General features: G+C 59.4%; 17 protein-coding genes. 9 read left to right on the top strand and 8 right to left on the bottom strand.

What is annotated here, in order from left to right; translation table 11 throughout:
• Window positions 1–240: 240 nt before the first annotated feature.
• On the top strand, window positions 241–1,095 hold the full coding sequence (locus tag ACIGGE_RS13330; protein ID WP_397490707.1) for an AAA family ATPase: 855 nt from the start codon (window positions 241–243) through the stop codon (window positions 1,093–1,095).
• A 55-nt stretch (window positions 1,096–1,150) separates the two neighbouring features.
• Here the strand turns inward: ACIGGE_RS13330 and ACIGGE_RS13325 are convergent, their stop codons facing one another.
• Window positions 1,151–2,551: a methyl-accepting chemotaxis protein gene (locus ACIGGE_RS13325; RefSeq protein ID WP_397490706.1), complete on the bottom strand. Its 1,401-nt coding sequence runs from the start codon at window positions 2,549–2,551 to the stop codon at window positions 1,151–1,153.
• A gap of 132 nt (window positions 2,552–2,683) precedes the next feature.
• Here ACIGGE_RS13325 and ACIGGE_RS13320 point away from each other — a divergent pair, with 132 nt between their 5' ends.
• The 3 genes from ACIGGE_RS13320 to ACIGGE_RS13310 all read left to right on the top strand — a co-directional run bounded on the left by ACIGGE_RS13320 (window position 2,684) and on the right by ACIGGE_RS13310 (window position 5,232).
• On the top strand, window positions 2,684–3,865 hold the full coding sequence (locus tag ACIGGE_RS13320; RefSeq protein WP_221598439.1) for a VWA domain-containing protein: 1,182 nt from the start codon (window positions 2,684–2,686) through the stop codon (window positions 3,863–3,865).
• A gap of 71 nt (window positions 3,866–3,936) precedes the next feature.
• Entirely contained in the window at window positions 3,937–4,278 is a 342-nt protein-coding gene (locus tag ACIGGE_RS13315; protein WP_397490705.1) for a hypothetical protein, read from the top strand.
• Window positions 4,279–4,287: 9 nt separating this feature from the next.
• Window positions 4,288–5,232, top strand: coding sequence for a DUF817 domain-containing protein (locus tag ACIGGE_RS13310; protein ID WP_397490704.1), 945 nt, complete (start codon window positions 4,288–4,290; stop codon window positions 5,230–5,232).
• Here ACIGGE_RS13310 and ACIGGE_RS13305 read toward each other — a convergent pair.
• The 3 genes from ACIGGE_RS13305 to ACIGGE_RS13295 all read right to left on the bottom strand — a co-directional run bounded on the left by ACIGGE_RS13305 (window position 5,142) and on the right by ACIGGE_RS13295 (window position 8,313).
• Window positions 5,142–6,431, bottom strand: a complete 1,290-nt coding sequence (locus ACIGGE_RS13305; RefSeq protein ID WP_397490703.1) for a spinster family MFS transporter — start codon at window positions 6,429–6,431, stop codon at window positions 5,142–5,144. The genes ACIGGE_RS13310 and ACIGGE_RS13305 overlap by 91 nt on opposite strands.
• Window positions 6,432–6,571: 140 nt before the next feature.
• A complete protein-coding gene (locus ACIGGE_RS13300) occupies window positions 6,572–7,774 on the bottom strand; it encodes an exo-beta-N-acetylmuramidase NamZ domain-containing protein (RefSeq protein WP_222828174.1) in 1,203 nt (400 codons plus the stop codon).
• Window positions 7,771–8,313 (bottom strand): DOMON-like domain-containing protein, encoded by a 543-nt coding sequence (locus ACIGGE_RS13295; protein WP_397490702.1) that lies wholly within the window; start codon window positions 8,311–8,313, stop codon window positions 7,771–7,773. The genes ACIGGE_RS13300 and ACIGGE_RS13295 overlap by 4 nt, the downstream gene beginning before the upstream one ends.
• Before the next feature lie 32 nt (window positions 8,314–8,345).
• Between ACIGGE_RS13295 and tyrS the strand changes: the two genes are divergently transcribed.
• From tyrS to ACIGGE_RS13270, 5 genes are all read left to right on the top strand, one after another.
• A complete protein-coding gene (tyrS, locus tag ACIGGE_RS13290; RefSeq protein WP_397490701.1) occupies window positions 8,346–9,575 on the top strand; it encodes a tyrosine--tRNA ligase in 1,230 nt (409 codons plus the stop codon).
• A 100-nt stretch (window positions 9,576–9,675) separates the two neighbouring features.
• A complete protein-coding gene (locus ACIGGE_RS13285) occupies window positions 9,676–10,014 on the top strand; it encodes a PilZ domain-containing protein (protein WP_103024975.1) in 339 nt (112 codons plus the stop codon).
• A gap of 74 nt (window positions 10,015–10,088) precedes the next feature.
• Window positions 10,089–11,399 carry an MFS transporter gene (locus tag ACIGGE_RS13280; protein ID WP_103024974.1) on the top strand — a complete coding sequence of 437 codons (1,311 nt, stop codon included), beginning with the start codon at window positions 10,089–10,091 and terminating at the stop codon, window positions 11,397–11,399.
• Window positions 11,396–12,313, top strand: a complete 918-nt coding sequence (gene cysK, locus ACIGGE_RS13275; protein WP_103024973.1) for a cysteine synthase A — start codon at window positions 11,396–11,398, stop codon at window positions 12,311–12,313. Before ACIGGE_RS13280 ends, cysK begins: the two co-directional genes overlap by 4 nt.
• On the top strand, window positions 12,310–13,017 hold the full coding sequence (locus ACIGGE_RS13270; protein ID WP_397490700.1) for a dienelactone hydrolase family protein: 708 nt from the start codon (window positions 12,310–12,312) through the stop codon (window positions 13,015–13,017). The genes cysK and ACIGGE_RS13270 overlap by 4 nt, the downstream gene beginning before the upstream one ends.
• 9 nt (window positions 13,018–13,026) lie before the next feature.
• On the opposite strand, the gene ACIGGE_RS13265 is transcribed toward ACIGGE_RS13270, so the two are convergent.
• The 4 genes from ACIGGE_RS13265 to hisI all read right to left on the bottom strand — a co-directional run bounded on the left by ACIGGE_RS13265 (window position 13,027) and on the right by hisI (window position 17,444).
• Entirely contained in the window at window positions 13,027–14,253 is a 1,227-nt protein-coding gene (locus tag ACIGGE_RS13265; RefSeq protein WP_397490699.1) for a diguanylate cyclase, read from the bottom strand.
• Between the two features lie 512 nt (window positions 14,254–14,765).
• Window positions 14,766–16,571 (bottom strand): acyl-CoA dehydrogenase C-terminal domain-containing protein, encoded by a 1,806-nt coding sequence (locus tag ACIGGE_RS13260; protein ID WP_222828188.1) that lies wholly within the window; start codon window positions 16,569–16,571, stop codon window positions 14,766–14,768.
• A 49-nt stretch (window positions 16,572–16,620) separates the two neighbouring features.
• Window positions 16,621–17,079: a MerR family DNA-binding transcriptional regulator gene (locus ACIGGE_RS13255; protein ID WP_103024969.1), complete on the bottom strand. Its 459-nt coding sequence runs from the start codon at window positions 17,077–17,079 to the stop codon at window positions 16,621–16,623.
• A gap of 32 nt (window positions 17,080–17,111) precedes the next feature.
• Window positions 17,112–17,444, bottom strand: coding sequence for a phosphoribosyl-AMP cyclohydrolase (hisI, locus tag ACIGGE_RS13250; protein WP_397490698.1), 333 nt, complete (start codon window positions 17,442–17,444; stop codon window positions 17,112–17,114).
• Window positions 17,445–17,579: the final 135 nt, after the last annotated feature.

Genomic DNA, 17,579 nt, shown 5'->3' with positions numbered 1-17,579 from the left:
CAACGGGAAATTCGTGCATGTCGGCACATCGACCGGTAGTCGGGTATGGTTTCTGCCGGCTAAAACTAAGGTGACAACGAAATTGATCATTTGCCCCATATCCATCTGTTTTTGCGGAGTAATAGAAGGATATGGAGTTTTTAATTCACCCCTGGTCGCTGTCACGCTTGGGTTCGAGATGCCCCTTGCCCTTCACTTCTGCGGCCCCTAACGCTTACGTAAAGTTGCAAGGGAAAACCGATGACCGAACCGAGCCGTTTCGAAGGTACGAAGTCCTATATCGCCACCGAAGATCTCAAGGTGGCGGTCAACGCCGCGGTGACGCTGCGCCGTCCGCTTCTGGTCAAGGGCGAACCGGGTACCGGCAAGACGGTCCTCGCGCATGAAATCGCCAAGGCCATCGATGCGCCCCTGATCGAATGGAACGTGAAATCGACCACCAAGGCGCAGCAGGGCCTGTATGAATATGACGCCGTTGCCCGTCTGCGGGATGGCCAGCTCGGTGACGAGCGCGTTCACGACATCGCCAACTACATCAAGAAGGGAAAGCTGTGGGAAGCCTTCACCTCACCGCAGTTGCCCGTCCTGCTGATCGACGAAATCGACAAGGCCGATATCGAATTTCCGAACGATCTTCTGCAGGAACTCGATCGCATGAGCTTCGACGTGTACGAAACGCACGAGCGGATCGAAGCGAAAGAACGCCCGATCGTGGTGATTACCTCGAACAATGAAAAGGAACTGCCCGACGCATTCCTGCGTCGTTGCTTCTTCCATTACATCAAGTTCCCCGATCACGACACGATGCGCGACATCATCGAAGTCCACTTCCCGGGCATCCAGAAATCTCTCGTCACCAAGGCGATGGAAATTTTCTACGAAATCCGTGACGTCCCCGGCCTTAAGAAGAAGCCCTCGACCAGCGAATTGATCGACTGGCTCAAGCTGCTCCTCAACGAAGATTTGCCGCTCGACGTGCTGCAGGATGCCAATCCCAACGCTGCGATCCCGCCGCTGCACGGCGCCCTGCTCAAGAACGAACAGGACGTTATGATGTTCGAACGCCTCGCCTTCATGGCCCGGCGCCAGCAATAATTCGGTGTGCGATGGGGCTGACGTGCAGTCCCGTCGCCTTTCCCGACCGACGGTTTTACCGGAAGCTGTAAGCCAGCTCAAAATCGCCCCAGCGTCGTCCGCCGATGTGAAGCGGCACGTAGACGTTGCGCACGACCATGTAGTTCTTGCCGTCGCCTTCCTGGCGGTAGACCGCCATCGTGTAGGGATCGGTGGTCGCCTTCGCGACGTGGTCGATCCCTTCAAGAATGATGCGGCCATTGCGGCAGTATTTCGTATCATGCGGCAGATCGCCCGTCGGCTGACGCGAATGCGCGGTGACGTGGGTCGGAAGGAATCCGCTCATGTCGGCCTGCGAACACATGATGACTGCCCCGCCTTCGCCGCTCACGCGATCGTTCAGTGGACGCCAATTGGCATCGGCCCATTCGCTCAGCGCCGTGCGGTAAAGGGGCGGATTGGTACCGGGAACCTGACGATAGTTCCGATCGAACAGCTGATCCATCGACAGCTCGCCCGCAGCGATGGCCTGCTCGGCTAGTGCGACGATCTCCTGCGCATGTCCCTGCGCCTTCTCGACCATGGAACTGTCCTGCGGCGACAGACCCGCTTTGACAAGTTTGTCGAACATGTCGCTGGCGATCAGTTCAAGCTCTTCCATGCGCCCATGCGCCGTGGCCAGCTTGCTTTCGTTTTCGCTGACGGCACCGTCGAAATCGCCGAGCACGTCCTGAACCCGGTGAACGTGATCGGAAATCGTGGCTGTGTTGCGGGCAATCTGGTCTTGCTGTCCGTCGACCTCGAGCAGCAGTTCGGTGACGCTGCGCATCGTGTCTTCGATCGCACCGACAGAGTTCTTGGCCTGCGTGCTGGCCGCGGCACCGCTCTGGATCTTTTCGATGACCTGTTCCGCCTCGCCGCCCAGCATATCGACGGTCCGGCTGATTTCCTCAGTCGCCTTGCGTGTTTCGCTGGCGAGCGCCTTTACCTCGTTCGCGACAACGGCGAAGGTGCGTCCCTGTTCACCGGCCCGCATGGCCTCGATGGTGGCATTAAGCGCGAGAATATTGGTCGTTTCGGCAATCTGGTCGATTTCCTGGCTGGATCGCCGCACCTGGTCCATTGCCGCAGCAAAGCCGGTAACGTGCTCCGTCAGTGTTTCGACTAGGCTCAGGAGATTGCCGATCTCGTTGAGCGAGCTGCTGATAAGCGTCGTGCCGTCGTTGAGGCGTTCGATGGCCCGTTCGGAAAGCAAACGCGCTTCGTCGCTCGCCTCCAGGACTTTACTCTGGTCTTCATCGAGGGCGCGTACGGTACCCTGCAACTCGACATATTCGCTACGCAGGTGGCCGAAGGAATCGATCACGCCCTGAACGATACCGGCGACATCGGAACAGCCCACGGTGACCTTCCCGCACGCCTCGGGTATCCTGTCGAGAGCCGATGCGCCCCGGGCATCGATCGCGCTAAGTTCCATGGCTGTTGTGACCCCTTTGTCCCTGTTTGCGAACCTCCTAACGAAGGGTGGTTAGCGGACGGTTAAATGGCCTCCGCGACGAGTGGCAAAGCAGGACTGGTGCGACGGATCGGCACGCGCTAGACATTACCGATGTTCTTAAATTTCGTCGACGAACTCCGCGCTGCGGGCATCCCCGCAAGCTTCAAGGAACACCTGACGCTCATCGAGGCGTTGGATCGCGATGTCATCGAACAATCGCCCGAGGCGTTTTATTACCTCTCCCGGGCCACCTTCGTGAAGGACGAAGGCCTGCTCGACCGGTTCGACCAGGTCTTCCAGCGGGTCTTCAAGGGCGTCCTCAGCGATTACGGTCAGAACCCTGTCGACATACCCGAAGATTGGCTCAAGGCTGTGGCCGAGAAATTTCTATCCGACGAGGAGATGGAAAAAATCAAGAGCCTGGGCGATTGGGACGAGATCATGGAGACGCTGAAGAAGCGGCTCGAAGAACAGGAAAAGCGCCACCAAGGCGGTAACAAGTGGATTGGCACGGGTGGCACCTCGCCCTTTGGCAATTCCGGTTACAACCCGGAAGGCGTGCGTATAGGCGGCGAAAGCAAGCATAAGCGCGCGCTCAAGGTGTGGGACAAGCGAGAATTCAAGAATCTCGACAACACCAAGGAACTCGGCACTCGCAACATCAAGATGGCCCTGCGCCGTCTACGCCGGTTTGCCCGTGAAGGCGCCGCCGACCAGCTGGATATCGACGCGACGATTGAAGGTACGGCAAAGCAGGGCTGGCTGGATATTCATATGCGACCCGAACGTCGCAATGCGGTGAAATTGCTCCTGTTTCTCGACGTCGGCGGATCTATGGACCCGTTCATCAAGATTACCGAAGAACTGTTCAGCGCTGCGACCAGCGAATTCAAGAATCTGGAATTCTTCTACTTCCACAATTGTCTCTACGAAGGCGTCTGGAAGGACAATCGTCGTCGCTGGCAGGAACGCACCAAGACCTGGGACCTGCTCCACAAATATGGGCATGACTACAAGGTCGTCTTCGTTGGAGACGCCGCGATGAGCCCTTATGAAATCACGCATCCCGGCGGCAGTGTGGAACATATGAACGAAGAAGCTGGTGCCACGTGGATGCAGCGCGTGGTAAACACCTACCCGGCAACCGTATGGTTGAACCCCGTGCCCGAAAAGCAATGGGGCTATTCGCAGTCGACCAAGGTGATGAAACACATCGTCAATGATCGTATGTACCCGCTAACGCTCGACGGGCTGGATGATGCGATGCGCGAACTGAGCCGCAAGCAGGGCTGACGCGGCCAAGTGAACCCCATCTTGTAACCCTTCCTAAATTTGCTTTACCGTGTGTGGAAAGGAGAATGTCGATGAGAGTTACATTCATGCTTTGCGCAGCCGGCCTATCGATAGCGGCGTCTCCACCTGAAGGCGAAGCCACGCACAGCGCGCCTCAATCGGCAATGCCGGTCTTGGGATCTCTGGATGTCGAGCGAGACGCGTGCGACGATCTGATTACGCAAGCGCGCCAGGATTCCGTTTTGCCCAAACTGGATCGCCAGCCTGCAACGGCTGACAAACCCTATTTCATTGCCGCAGTTGACCAGAAGATTGATGGTTGCAGCGTCATGGTGATGCACAACGACAAGGCGGATTTCCGCCCCCTGCCCTCTTCTCCGGATGGCCCAGCCCGTCTTGAACCGGCGCGCTGATCTGTCTTGATGACAGCGTTGCGAACGGACGAGTTCGATCACTCACGTTTCGCTCGAATTCGCCTCAGCCTCGAACGGTTCGATCCAGGTACCGGATGGCGCCTTGGGCTGTATGAATTTCTGTTGTTTGGCATAAAGCAGGCTTGGGCGTGCCTGTTCGGCGGCCTCATGCTCGCGCTTCTTCTGGCCACGCACTTCTTCTATCCGGAAGACGCGCCAGTTCACCGCTATGATTTCCTTACGATCGCCGCAGTCGCCATTCAGGGTGCCATGCTCGCCTTTCGACTGGAAACCTGGGCGGAAGCGAAGGTGATCCTGATCTTCCACGTGGTCGGCACGGTCATGGAACTGTTCAAGACAGCCGCCGGCTCGTGGGTATATCCCGAAGCAAGCACCCTACACATCGGCTCGGTCCCGCTCTTCTCGGGGTTCATGTATGCGGCCGTCGGCAGCTATATCGCAAGGGTCTGGCGAATTTTCGATTTCCGCTACACTGGCTATCCAAAGCGTGGTTGGACGTGGTTGCTTGCCGCCGCGGTCTATGTGAATTTCTTCGCCCATCACTGGCTACCCGACATACGCCTCGCTCTCTTCGCGGCGACTATCCTCCTGTTTGCACGAACCAGGGTCTATTTCCGCAACTGGCGCGAACATCGCTGGATGCCGCTCTTGCTGGGGTTTCTGCTCGTTGCCCTGTTCATCTGGGGCGCGGAGAACATCGGCACATTCGCACGCGCTTGGACTTATCCCGGTCAGGAGAACGGTTGGCAGATGGTCAGCCTCGCCAAGCTGGGCAGCTGGTTTCTCCTGATGCTGATCAGTTTCGTCCTGGTTGAACTGGTGGCCCCGGTTCGTGCGCCCGATCAATCCTTACGGTCGAGCTCTTCGTCCAGTCGCAGCGAGCAGCGCCAGAAGAAAAATGCGGGAACGAGCCCGAGGAATGTGGCTCCGTAAAGCACATACCTGACGCTTTCTTCTCCATACGCAGGCTGAAGCATATCGGACAGCATACCGAAGAATAGAGGCCCAAGCCCGAGGCCGATCAGGTTCTGGAAAAAAAGCAATACTGCAGCTGCGATCGCTCGCGCCCGAAGCGGGACGAGACCCTGAACGCTCGAGTATGTGGGGCCGTAATATAGCGAGTTGCACAGCGTCGGTATGATCAGCAGGAACAGAGCCAGGAACCAGTTGTCGGTCATGAACGCCCACAGCGCGAATGGGATGGTGAGCACCATTCCCAGGGCCGGTGCGGTCAGAACATGCCTGCGGTTCTTCGCGCCGTACCGGTCGGCAATATATCCGCCCAGCATGGTGCCGGCGATACCCGCACCGCCATTGACGACGCCGAACCAGAAGCCCGTCTCTCCTGGTGTCAGGCCGTGCGTTCTCTGGAAGAAGATCGTGATCCAGGTGATTTTCCCATAGCCAAGAAACGCAGCCGCCGAACCGGCGATCACCAGAAGCACGAAAGCGCGGGAACTGAACATCGCCCTCAGCGCGTCCTTCAAGGGCATTTGTCCAGCCGATGCCTGGGCAGCTGTTTGCTTGACGAGCCCCGTCCGCCGCGGATCCTTCAGGGTGGTGAAGACGATTATCGCGAGGATCAATCCGGGCAGACCAACGATCAGGAACGCGTTTCTCCACCCCACCGCGTCTGCCAGCAACCCGCCTATGAACATCCCGAGGAGCGTGCCGACGGGAATTCCCAGGGCATAGAAGGCAAGCGCCGATGCCCGTTTGGAAGGTTCGACGAGATCGGCAATCAGGGAGTGCGCGGGGGGTGTACAACCTGCTTCACCAACGCCCACGCCGATCCGTGCCAGCAGAAGCTGGGCGAAATTCTGCGCCAGTCCGCACAGGGCCGTCATCGCAGACCAGATCGCCAGCGCCCCGCCGATGAGCCATGGTCTGTTGGTGGTCGAACGGTCCGAAAACCGTGCAATCGGCAATCCGAGCACGGTGTAGAACAGCGCGAATGCCAGCCCGGTCATCAATCCGATCTGCGTGTCGCTCAGGCCGAGTTCCATGCGGATCGGTTCGGCGAGAATATTGACGATCTGCCGATCGATGAAATTGAAGATATAGACGATCAGCAGGATCCACAGTGTAACCCTCACCGACCCACCGGTCTGCCGTTCTGCCGACGTCGCCATTAAAACCTCTCCAGAAGTACGGGTATGCCCGTTTTGTCTGACCAAGCTTTACTGATTACGACACTTCGTCAAGGCCGTTGATGGAAAATTGAACCGACGGTCGGGACGTTAAAGCTCTCACGGGGGAGGCCACGGGAGAACTAGCTGTAGATAAGATGCGGCGCGATGGTTTGGCGCCATGCGTGCTCATCGGCGCTCGCGAGGGCATTCAGATCGTCGGGCACGGATTCGCTATCGTCGACCCATTCGCGCAAGGCCGGTCCACCATTGATGACATCGATTGCCAGCCGATCGAATTCATACTCGTAAGGGAAGTCCCGCCAGATGGGGTAATCCGGATATAAGCGCCGTATCGCTTTGAAAGCCAGCGCCTGCAGTCGCCACGGCTGGAAAGCGTGGTGATCGTAGAACGGTCCCTCGGCATGTATCATCAGGCCATTGCACAGTTTGCCGGCATGCTTGTGAAACGTCGGTTCGAACCAGCATTCGCGTATTGCGCAGCCTCGCAGCCAGACCGGTGCCAGACGCTTCATTTCGGCCAGAACCGCCTTCGCATCGATGTCGGGCGCGCCGAACAGCACTTCCAGCGGGCGTGTGGTGCCCCTGCCCTCGCTAAGCGTGGTCCCTTCCAGCATCACCGTCCCGGCATAGGCTCTTGCCATGTTCAGATTGGCAGCATTGGGGCTCGGATTGATCCAGACCCGGTCTTTCGGCCAACCGTATCCCGAAGGATGCCCGGGCTTCCAGCCGATCATTTCGATCACTTTGAGGTCGACGTCGATCTTGAAGTGGTCGACGAACCATTTTGCCATTTCTCCCATCGTAAGACCATGGCGCATCACCATCGGTCCGGCGCCGACGAAACTTTCCTGTCCCGGAAGAAGAAGCGTGCCCTCGACCGGGCCGCCAGCAGGGTTTGGCCGGTCCAGCACCCAGACACTCTTGCCCGCTCGCCCCGCCTCCTCGAGCATGTAGAGCAATGTCGTGACAAAGGTGTAGATGCGGCAACCCAGGTCCTGCAGATCGAACAGGAAGATATCGGCGCTCGACATCATTTGTCCGGTCGGGCGGCGAACCTCTCCGTAGAGGCTGAATACGGGGATCCCGTACTGCGGATCGGTTTCGTCCGCGGTCTCGACCATGTTGTCCTGCTTGTCGCCCTTCAGACCGTGCTGCGGACCGAAGGCGGAGGTGACGTTCACCCCGCGATCGATCAACGCATCGAGCGAATGATCGAGGCTCGCCGTAACCGACGCCGGATGGGCAATGAGCGAAACCCTCTGGTTCTGGAGGGGCTTGCGAAGTTCATCTTCTGCAATGAGACGATCGATGCCGAATTTCATGTCGCGCTGGGTGGCGCAAGGCGGGCGGTGAAGCAAGCCGGATCGTGAAAATCAGGCTTCGTTTCATGATGAGCCAGCGCCCAATAGCTTTTATGCCCGTCCTCTTCTTCGATCACGCTCGTCAGCCCCATGGCACAGTGCGACTGCGGCAACGCCGCGCCGGGAATTGCGGCGTCGAAAATGGCGAAGCTGCTGCCCATGCGCATCGTGCAGACGGGCTCGCGCTGGACGGGTCGTTCCGCCATGCCCTCGCGTCGGGATTGGAAATCATAGGCGTTCCACCTTTCGGACGGGGAAAGGTTGAATTCGCAGTAGGGGTCACCGCCTTCGGGTTGCAGAAACACTTCAAAGCAGGTTGCCTGCCACAGGCCGTCCGCCCGGCCCTTGCCCGCGAATTTCGGCACGACGAGTCTGCCCGCCCCCTCGATGCGCCAGCGCAGCCTCAGCCAGTTCGGATCGCGACCGATGACGCGTGCTTCGATGCTTGTAATGGCAAGTGGTGGATGAGCCTGATGCGGCACCAATCGATACATTTCCATGCCGCCCCTTAGCTGCTAGCGGACGCATCGTCATGAGCAACTACACATCCGATCTCCTGCGCCTGCTGAACGAGCGCGGCTACATCCACCAGGTAACCGACGCCGTGGGGCTCGACGCCCTGGCTGCAAAACAGATCGTGCCCGGCTACATCGGTTTCGACGCCACTGCGCCTTCCCTGCACATCGGCAGCCTCGTGCAAATCATGATGCTGCGCCGTTTGCAGCAGACCGGACACAAGCCGATTGTCCTCATGGGCGGCGGCACGACACGGATCGGCGATCCGACCGGGCGCGATGAAAGCCGCAAAATGCTGACCGACGCCACGATCGACGAGAATATCGCCGGCATCAGGACCGTCTTCGAACGACTGCTGACCTTCGGCGATGGCCCGACCGATGCGGTCATGGTCAACAATCAGGACTGGCTCGGCGGTCTGGGCTACATCGAAATGCTGCAGAAGGTCGGCACGCATTTCACCGTCAACCGGATGCTGAGCTTCGATTCGGTTCGTCTGCGCCTCGAGCGCGAACAACCGATGACCTTCCTCGAATTCAACTACATGATCCTGCAGGGATACGACTTCCGTTACCTGTCGCAGGAAATGGGCGCCCGGCTGCAGATGGGCGGCAGCGATCAATGGGGCAACATCGTCAACGGTATGGAACTGGGCCGCCGCATGGACGGCAGCGAGCTGTTCGGCCTGACGACGCCGCTGCTGACCACGGCCGATGGCGCCAAGATGGGCAAGAGCGCTGCGGGCGCGGTGTGGCTCAACGAGGCACAGCTGCCGAGTTACGATTTCTGGCAGTACTGGCGCAATGTGGACGACCGGGATGTCGGCCGCTTCCTGCGTCTCTTCACCGATCTGGATCTTGGCGAGATCGCCCGGCTCGAATCGCTTGAAGGTTCGGAAATCAATCACGCGAAGACGGTACTCGGCAACGAGGTGACGCGGCTTGTTCGCGGGGACGAGGCTGCGACGCTGGCCGAACGCACCGCAGCGGAAACCTTCGCCGGCGGCGGGGCCGGTGCGGACCTGCCCACTCTGGAAGTGGGCGCAGACGGCATGCGCATCGGTGCCGTTCTGACTGCACTGGGCTTCACCGCTTCCAACGGCGAAGCAAAGCGCAAACTGACCGAAGGCGCAGTGAGGCTGGACGGAGAAGCGGTCGCCGATCCGGCCTATCTGGTAACCATAGCCGAAGGCGCGGAATCCAAGCTCAGCCTGGGCAAGAAAAAGCACGCCATAATCCGCCGTTAACCGGCACAACGCCCGATTACAGTGCTTCGGTTTACCAATTGCTAGCCTTTTACAGGCATAAAGACCCTCGATTGTTTCACGAATAAAGGGATCGTCAGCCATGAGTGCCGGAGCACAACTGAGCGTAACCGATCAGCGGCGCATGGCGCGCCATCCGGTCGACCACCCCGTCATTGCCGAACATTTCGGCAGGGGCGACGTGCGGCTGCACATTGCGAATATTTCGGCTAACGGCTTCATGGTCGACAACGCCGATGCGATCGCACGGGGCGAGCGCGTAATCGTGCGGCTTCCTGTCATCGGACGCATCGAGGCCTACTGCATCTGGACCCGCGATAACCGCGCTGGCTTTCAGTTCGAACGCATCATCCGCGTCGACGACTTTCTGGCCCTGATCGACACGCTTCAGCCAAATCCGCGCCTACGCAAGCTGCGCTGAGCCGCAACACCTTCTTCTAGAAGAACAAGCAGGCCCGCCTTCACAACCGAAGGCGGGCCTGTCATGCGTCCGGGGTGAACGAAACCGACACCCTTTCTCCCGAATCCTCGCCACTGCGCATCGCGAATTTCCGCGCCTATTTCGTCTCGCGACTGACGATGACACTGGCGCAGTATGCGATGATGCTGATCATCGGCTGGCAGACATACAACATTGCCCGTGACAGCGGTTTGGGCGTTGCGGAGGCATCCGGGCAGCTCGCGCTGATCGGCCTGCTGCAATTCGTGCCCCTGTTTCTGCTTACCCCGTTTTCGGGGTGGGCCGCCGATCATTTCGACCGGCGCAACGTCGCGCGGTTGACGATGCTTGCACAGCTCGGCTGCGCCGCAACCCTCACGTGGTTCACCTGGTCCGAAACGCTCACGATCACAGCGCTCTTCGGCGTGGCGATCGTGCTCGGCATAGTGCGGGCCTTCAACGGCCCGGCCCTATCCGCGCTGGCCCCCAATCTGGTGCCCAAGACGATCCTGCCCAATGCCATCGCGCTCTCCAGCATCGCGTGGCAGACGGGTATGATCGTCGGACCGGCGATCGGCGGCTACACGCACGCCATCTATCCGGCGCTTCCCTATGCGTTCGCATGCGTCCTGTTCGGGGTCGCCATTACCGCCCTGTCCTTCATCGGCAAGGTCCCCCAGCCCCCGCGTGAAGCGAACAAGCGGCCGATCCATCAAATGGTCGAAGGCCTTCGCTACGTGGTGCATAACAAGATGGTTCTGGGCGCGATAACGCTCGACCTTTTTGCCGTCTTTCTCGCCGGGGCCACGGCGCTCTTCCCGGTCTTCGCACGCGATATCCTCCAGGTTGGCGAGACCGGCCTTGCCCAGCTTGCCATGGCACCTGCAGTAGGCGCCGCGCTGACGGCGCTCTGGTTCAGTTTCCGGCCCCTAAAGACCAATGTCGGCCCTCGCATGCTGTGGGCCGTCGGCATTTTCGGCATGGCCACGATCATATTCGGCTTTTCCAAATGGATGCCGCTCAGTCTGGCCATGCTCTTTATCGTGGGTGCCGCAGACATGTTCAGCGTCTACATCCGTCAGTCGCTGATCCAGTTGCACACGCCCGATGACAAGCGCGGCCGCGTCTCGTCCGTCAGCCTCTTGACCATCAGCGCTTCCAACGAATTCGGCGATTTCTTTTCCGGCAGCCTGGCCTTTCTCATCGGGCCGGTCTTCGCTGTCGTGGGTGGCGGGGTCGGCGCCATCGTCACCGTCGCCATCTGGGCCAGAATATTTCCCGTTTTGCGCACCACGCGGACCTTTGACCCGCCTGAGGAATTGCTAGACTCTCCCCCTGAAGAAAAACTGCAGGAGCAGATGCCATGAAAGCCGACTCCGTCCTCGCCACCATTGGCGGAACCCCACACATTCGCCTGTCGCGCCTTTTTCCCGACCACGAAGTCTGGGTGAAAAGCGAACGCGCCAATCCCGGCGGCTCGATCAAGGATCGCATCGGTCTGGCAATGATCGAAGATGCGGAACAGGCGGGCAAGCTCAAACCCGGCGGCACAATTATCGAACCGACGAGCGGCAATACCGGCATTGGACTTGCCATGGCCGCCGCGGTCAAAGGCTACAAGCTGGTCCTTGTTATGCCGGAAAGCATGAGCGTCGAACGTCGCCGCCTTATGCTCGCCTACGGCGCCACCTTCGATCTCACGCCCAAGGAAGGCGGCATGAAGGGCGCTATTGAGCGTGCGCAGCAGCTTGTCGAACAGACCGATGGTGCCTGGATGCCCAGCCAGTTCGACAATGACAGCAACTGGAAGGTCCATGCACGCACGACTGCAAAGGAAATTCTCGACGATTTCAGCGACGCGCCGATCGGTGCGCTGATCACCGGTGTTGGCACGGGCGGCCATCTTACCGGCTGCGCAGAAGTGCTGAAGGACGCGTGGCCTGATATGAAGGCTTTCGCCGTCGAACCGACGCTCTCTCCCGTCATCAGCGGCGGCCAACCTGGTCCCCACCCCATTCAGGGTATCGGTGCCGGCTTCATCCCTGACAATCTGCACACGCAGGCTATCGACGGCACCATCCAGGTGGAACCGGAAGATGCGAAGGAAATGGCTCGTCAGTGTGCCGCAAAGGAAGGCTTGCTCGTCGGTATCTCCAGCGGCGCGACGCTGGCCGCCATCAAGCAGAAGCTGAACGATCTGCCCGCAGGCACCCGGGTCCTGGGGTTCAACTACGACACCGGTGAACGTTATCTCTCCGTGCCGGATTTCCTTCCCGAATGACGGAACTCAGGAAGGTCGGATATCGCGACGGTTCGGTTGATCTGACCGCACTGCATGCACACCCGCAAGATGCGATCCGCGCCGCTGTCGCGATCTATCCGACCTTCATGAACTCGACCCCGGCGGTCGAAATGAAGGCGCGGCAACTGGTCGATGCCGGCTACGCCGTTCTGATCGGCGATTTTTACGGGCCCGAAGCACCGGAAAATCCCGAAGAGGCCTTTGCCGCCATGCGGACCTTGCGCAGCGATCCGGCAGCCATGCGCCGACGGTTGGGGGCAACGCTCGACCTTCTTCGCACCTTGCACCCAGATTTACCCCATCTGGCGATAGGCTTCTGTCTGGGGGGAATGGCGGTACTGGAGATTGCGCGCGCCGGGCAGGATCTGGTTGCCGTGTCCAGCTTTCATGGGATGCTGGAAACCTCGCTTCCCGCGCACGATCCGATAAAACCGCGCATTCTGGTGTGTCATGGCGATGCGGACTCCTTGGTTCCGCGGCCACAGGTTCTGGCCTTCTGGGAAGAGATGGACGCAATCGGAGCCGACTGGCACTTCCACAGCTATGCCGGCGTCGAACATGGCTTCACCAACCCGCTTGCGCGCGACGGGACGCCAAATCCCGCATACGATCCCAGCGCCGATCGCCAAAGCTGGGCCGCAATGCACGCGCTCTTCGACGAAGTGCTGGAATTGCGCAGTTAGCGCAGCGGATTACGCGCAGTATTTGGTGCGGCTGTCCTGCACCCGGCCGTAATCGCGCCTGTCCTCTTCAGAACCGACCGCGCGCAGAATGGATGCCGCGGCGACCTTGTTGCGGCCTCCGGCTTTCGCTTCGTACAAGGCGACGTCTGATCTACGGCACAGGTCGGAAAGCTGATCGGTCATTTGCAACTCAGCCACTCCGAACGATGCCGTGACCGCTTTCTCATTGCCCAAGCGAAGGGGAAGCTTGCGCGAAATCAGCACCCTGATGTCTTCGGCTAAAGCTTGGGCCTGTGCTGCATTATGCCCCGGCAGAAGCATCGCAAATTCTTCACCGCCCAACCGCGCGACCAGATCGCTCTGGCCGGACGATGCACTCAACAATGCGGCTAGGTCCGCGATCACCATATCGCCCGCGGCATGGCCGAAGCTGTCATTGATCGCCTTGAACCGATCGAGGTCGATCGTGATCAGCGCCAATGGCTGACCGTTCTTTTTTGCGTGTTCGACATAAGGCTGTCCGCGCGCTTCGAAGCCGCGACGATTGAGTACGCCCGAAAGCGGGTCCGTTTCGGAGCGGACGACCATTTCCATGGTGGTGTCGCGCATGATCACCAGCAACAGGACCAATGCCAGGGCGACGAGGACAACCGCGCCCAGGGTTTGAGAAATCGCGGCGTATTCCGAACCGAGGTAACTTTGCGGATCGGGGGCATTGTTCACTCGCGCAACAATGGCGGATTTTGACAGATAGGTGAGCGCGCCCATCGCACTGACTGCCGCCAAGAGTCTGTCGAGCGCCATACGCCGCCCAGAACGGAGCACGAGCACAACGATCAGTACATGCAGCGACACATAAGGAAGCTGGTACAGTAGCGTGCGCAGGGTCGAGCCATATGGCAGGTAGAACAGGGCCGGGATCAGCCCCAGGGCGGCAACCCAGATCGTCGCCAGAGCTATCTTCGGTCGCTTCACATCGTAATGCGTTGCGACGCCCACGACCCCAAAGGTCAGTGCAGTCAGATAGACAAGATAGATCGCCACCACGCCGACCCCCGGATGGGCCAGCGAAGGCAGAAGGAACTCCAGCGCGACATCGATTACTCCGATGCCATAGGCAGCAGCGAGCCACCGCGCACCGCGAACGGTTGGATTGGTAGATGCGACCACCGCAAATGCCACCGCAAACAGCGCCGAAACGAACATGTTGATGCTGAGGATGAAAACGGCGGTCATGAGCGGAGCCAGTCGGTAACTTCCAAGTGCGAATGCTTGGTTAAACGCGCATTAGGGTTTGACGGGATTAACGACCATGCCCTTGGAAACAATTCGGTGGAATGATTGTCCGCTCTAAGCTTCGTTCGGAGCAAGTCAGGTCAATCTGTGCTCCGACGCTCCGGTGATGAATAAGATCGAACTTCTGATCTGCGTTTTCTTACCGATGCTTAGCGGATCATGTTGGACCCGTTACTCACGAGCGCAAAAGCATTTTCCTACACTGCTGCTGTTGGGTAGATGCTGGAAGCAGCTCTTTCACATCAATGAAGAAGTGACGGCGAGCCGCGCCTTTGAAATGCGTAAGTCGCATTTTCTCGCGATCGCGCTTTTAGATGTGTCGCCCATACTCGAGGAAAGGCGAAAGGTGACACACGCTTCGTCGAAAAGGTTTGTAATTCGATGATTGCAAACGGGAAATCGACCGGAGGCAGTTTTTAATTCACCCCCGGTCGGTGTCACCCGCCCTGCTGTCAGGCGGCAGTTGAGAAGGCTGCTTCGTCCAGCGCCATGAGGCTATCGGCACCGGCTTCCAGCTTGCGACGCAGCGCTCCCACGTCAGGCAGGAACCGGTCCATGTAATAGCGCGCAGTTGCCAGCTTCGCCTCATAGAACGCCTTGTCATCGGTGTCGGATGCGAGAGCTGTCTGTGCCACCTTGGCCATGCGCAGCCACATCCAGCCCAGGGTCACGATACCCATGATGTGCATGTAGTGGTGCGCGCCAGCGCCAAGATGGTTCGGGTTCTGCATGGCGTTCTGCATGAACCACATCGTCGCCGCCTGCTGTTGGCCAAGCGCTTTTTCCAGAGCTTCGGCCATTGCACCCAGATCGTCGTCGTCCTTGGCCGCTGCAATATCGTCGCCCACCGCTTTGAAATATGCCTGGATGGCTGCCCCGCCCTTCTGCGCGAGCTTCCGGCCGCACAGATCCATCGCCTGCACGCCGTTGGTGCCTTCGTAGATCTGGGCGATCCGGGCGTCGCGCACGAACTGGCTCATGCCCCATTCCTCGATATAGCCGTGGCCACCGAAGACCTGCTGCATGTTGGTCGCAACCTCATAGCCCTTGTCGGTGCCATATCCCTTGATGACCGGGGTCAGCAGACCGATCATCGCATCGGCTTCGGCGCGTTCCTCTTCGGTCTGCGCCTTGTGGGTCAGGTCGACGAGCAATGCCCCCCACAGCGACAGGGCGCGCATGCCTTCGGTAAAGGCCTTGGCATCCATCAGCATACGGCGAACGTCCGGGTGGACGAATATCGGGTCGGCCTGGGCTTCCGGCTCGGCGGGGCCGGTCAGTGCCCGGCCCTGACGCCGGTCGAGAGCGTAGGCGACAGCGTTCTGGTATGCGACTTCAGCCTGGCTGAGACCCTGCATGCCGACGCCGAGGCGCGCTGCGTTCATCATAATGAACATTGCAGCGAGGCCTTTGTTCTCTTCACCGACAAGCCATCCCGTGGCGCCGTCGTAGTTGAGGACGCAGGTGGAATTGGCGTGAATACCCATCTTGTGTTCGATCGAACCGCACATCACGCCATTGCGTTCGCCAACCGAACCGTCCTCGTTCACCAGGAACTTGGGCACCACGAACAGCGAGATACCCTTCGTGCTGTCTGGCGCCCCCGGGGTCTTCGCCAGAACCAGATGGATGATGTTGTCCGAAAGGTCATGCTCGCCGGCAGAAATGAAGATCTTGGTGCCGGTAATCGAGTAGCTGCCATCGCCCTTCGGCTCCGCCTTGGTGCGGATCATGCCGAGATCGGTGCCGCATTGCGGTTCGGTCAGGTTCATGGTGCCGGTCCATTCGCCGGACACCATCTTGGGCAGATACATTTCCTTCTGTTCCTGAGTGCCCTTGGCGATCAGTGCAGAAATGGCGCCATTGGTCAGGCCCGGATACATGCCGAATGCCTGGTTGGCGCTGGAAATGAATTCTTCCATCACGAAGCCGAGCACATGCGGCAAGCCCTGTCCGCCAAACTCCTCGGGCTGCGCCAGCGTCCCCCATCCCGCTTCGCGGAACTGGTTGAAGGCTTCCTTGAAACCTTTCGGAGTGGTGACGGAACCGTCCTCGTGACGCGTACAGCCTTCCTGATCGCCCGACTGGTTTATGGGTGCCAGTACCTCGGCACAGAACTTGCCGCCTTCGGTGATCACGGCATCGGTGACATCGGGGCTCGCCATTTCGAAGCCCGGCAGGTTGCCGTAGCTGGCAAGATCGAGCAGTTCATTGACAAGGAAGCGGGTGTCGCGGGTCGGCGCGGTATATGTGGGCATCTGCGTGTCCTTGGTTTGAGCCTGGCCGGCATGGCGCCGGTTGGTGAAATCAATCGCGGTCGAGTGTTTCGATATGTTCGATGAAGTCGGATAGTTCGCTGATCGCGCTGTCGATATCGTCGCGCTGTTCCTTCAGCTTGGCGACATGGGTCCGGCATTTCTCGATCGTGACGCGCCGCTGTTCGACGCGGCCGTCACCCAGATCGTAGAGGTCGATCATCTCGCGGATTTCGACCAATGAGAAGCCGACGTTCTTGGCCCGCATGATCCATGCGAGTCGCGCGCGGTCCCGTTTCGAATAGATGCGGGTCAGCCCGATACGCGACGGCGCGATAAGGCCCTCGTCCTCGTAGAAGCGGAGCGCCCGCGCCGTGCAACCGAATTCGCTGGTAAGATCGGATATGGAGTATTGTTCGCGACCCAGTTCGTCGGGTCGTTCGATATGGGCGCCGGCGTGGCGGCGATCGCCAGTCGCGGCGGTGACATCCTTGGGAAGCGGCTGGTTCATGCCCTTCCAATAATCCAACGTTTACGTAAGCGTCAAGTCTTGACGGGTTCGAGAGCGTCATCCTGCAATACGCGGTAGAAGCAGCTACGGGCTCCGGTATGGCAAGTCGGCCCCGCCGGTGTACAAGACAGAACAAGCGCATCCTGATCACAGTCCACCAATATCTCATGGACCTCGAGGATATTGCCGGAGCTTTCACCCTTCTTCCACAATTTGCCACGCGAGCGGGAATGGAAGTGGGCGGCCCCCGTCTCTCGCGTCGCCTTCAGTGCTTCGGCATCCATGAAGGCTACCATGAGCACGTCGCGAGTCTCGTGGTGAACCACCACAGCAGTGAGGAGGCCCTTGTCGTCGAACTTCGGCATAAAGGACCGTCCAGCTTCGCGCTCGGATCGATCTGACATGGTAGAACCTTTCAAATTGTACACCTGCGACATGCTTGTTGCACGATAACCACAAAGTCGACCCAAAATCACACACTCTTGCAGAAGTGTGTTTGA

Origin of the sequence: Qipengyuania sp. NPDC077410, from assembly GCF_044543405.1 — a bacterium.
GTDB classification, from domain to species: Bacteria; Pseudomonadota; Alphaproteobacteria; order Sphingomonadales; family Sphingomonadaceae; genus Qipengyuania; species Qipengyuania pacifica.
Note: the sequence above shows the minus strand (reverse complement) of the source record. Positions and strands in the feature narration are given on the sequence as shown.

What these genes read in the sequence shown, in the direction of transcription:
- ACIGGE_RS13265 (WP_397490699.1), bottom strand. Translation starts at nt 14,253, where the DNA reads ATGACCGCCGTTTTCATCCTCAGCATCAACATGTTCGTTTCGGCGCTG.
- ACIGGE_RS13300 (WP_222828174.1), bottom strand. Translation starts at nt 7,774, where the DNA reads ATGAAATTCGGCATCGATCGTCTCATTGCAGAAGATGAACTTCGCAAG.
- ACIGGE_RS13315 (WP_397490705.1), top strand. Translation starts at nt 3,937, where the DNA reads ATGAGAGTTACATTCATGCTTTGCGCAGCCGGCCTATCGATAGCGGCG.
- ACIGGE_RS13305 (WP_397490703.1), bottom strand. Translation starts at nt 6,431, where the DNA reads ATGGCGACGTCGGCAGAACGGCAGACCGGTGGGTCGGTGAGGGTTACA.
- ACIGGE_RS13330 (WP_397490707.1), top strand. Translation starts at nt 241, where the DNA reads ATGACCGAACCGAGCCGTTTCGAAGGTACGAAGTCCTATATCGCCACC.
- ACIGGE_RS13325 (WP_397490706.1), bottom strand. Translation starts at nt 2,551, where the DNA reads ATGGAACTTAGCGCGATCGATGCCCGGGGCGCATCGGCTCTCGACAGG.
- ACIGGE_RS13270 (WP_397490700.1), top strand. Translation starts at nt 12,310, where the DNA reads ATGACGGAACTCAGGAAGGTCGGATATCGCGACGGTTCGGTTGATCTG.
- ACIGGE_RS13260 (WP_222828188.1), bottom strand. Translation starts at nt 16,571, where the DNA reads ATGCCCACATATACCGCGCCGACCCGCGACACCCGCTTCCTTGTCAAT.
- ACIGGE_RS13320 (WP_221598439.1), top strand. Translation starts at nt 2,684, where the DNA reads ATGTTCTTAAATTTCGTCGACGAACTCCGCGCTGCGGGCATCCCCGCA.
- tyrS (WP_397490701.1), top strand. Translation starts at nt 8,346, where the DNA reads ATGAGCAACTACACATCCGATCTCCTGCGCCTGCTGAACGAGCGCGGC.
- ACIGGE_RS13255 (WP_103024969.1), bottom strand. Translation starts at nt 17,079, where the DNA reads ATGAACCAGCCGCTTCCCAAGGATGTCACCGCCGCGACTGGCGATCGC.
- ACIGGE_RS13310 (WP_397490704.1), top strand. Translation starts at nt 4,288, where the DNA reads ATGACAGCGTTGCGAACGGACGAGTTCGATCACTCACGTTTCGCTCGA.
- hisI (WP_397490698.1), bottom strand. Translation starts at nt 17,444, where the DNA reads ATGCCGAAGTTCGACGACAAGGGCCTCCTCACTGCTGTGGTGGTTCAC.
- cysK (WP_103024973.1), top strand. Translation starts at nt 11,396, where the DNA reads ATGAAAGCCGACTCCGTCCTCGCCACCATTGGCGGAACCCCACACATT.
- ACIGGE_RS13285 (WP_103024975.1), top strand. Translation starts at nt 9,676, where the DNA reads ATGAGTGCCGGAGCACAACTGAGCGTAACCGATCAGCGGCGCATGGCG.
- ACIGGE_RS13295 (WP_397490702.1), bottom strand. Translation starts at nt 8,313, where the DNA reads ATGGAAATGTATCGATTGGTGCCGCATCAGGCTCATCCACCACTTGCC.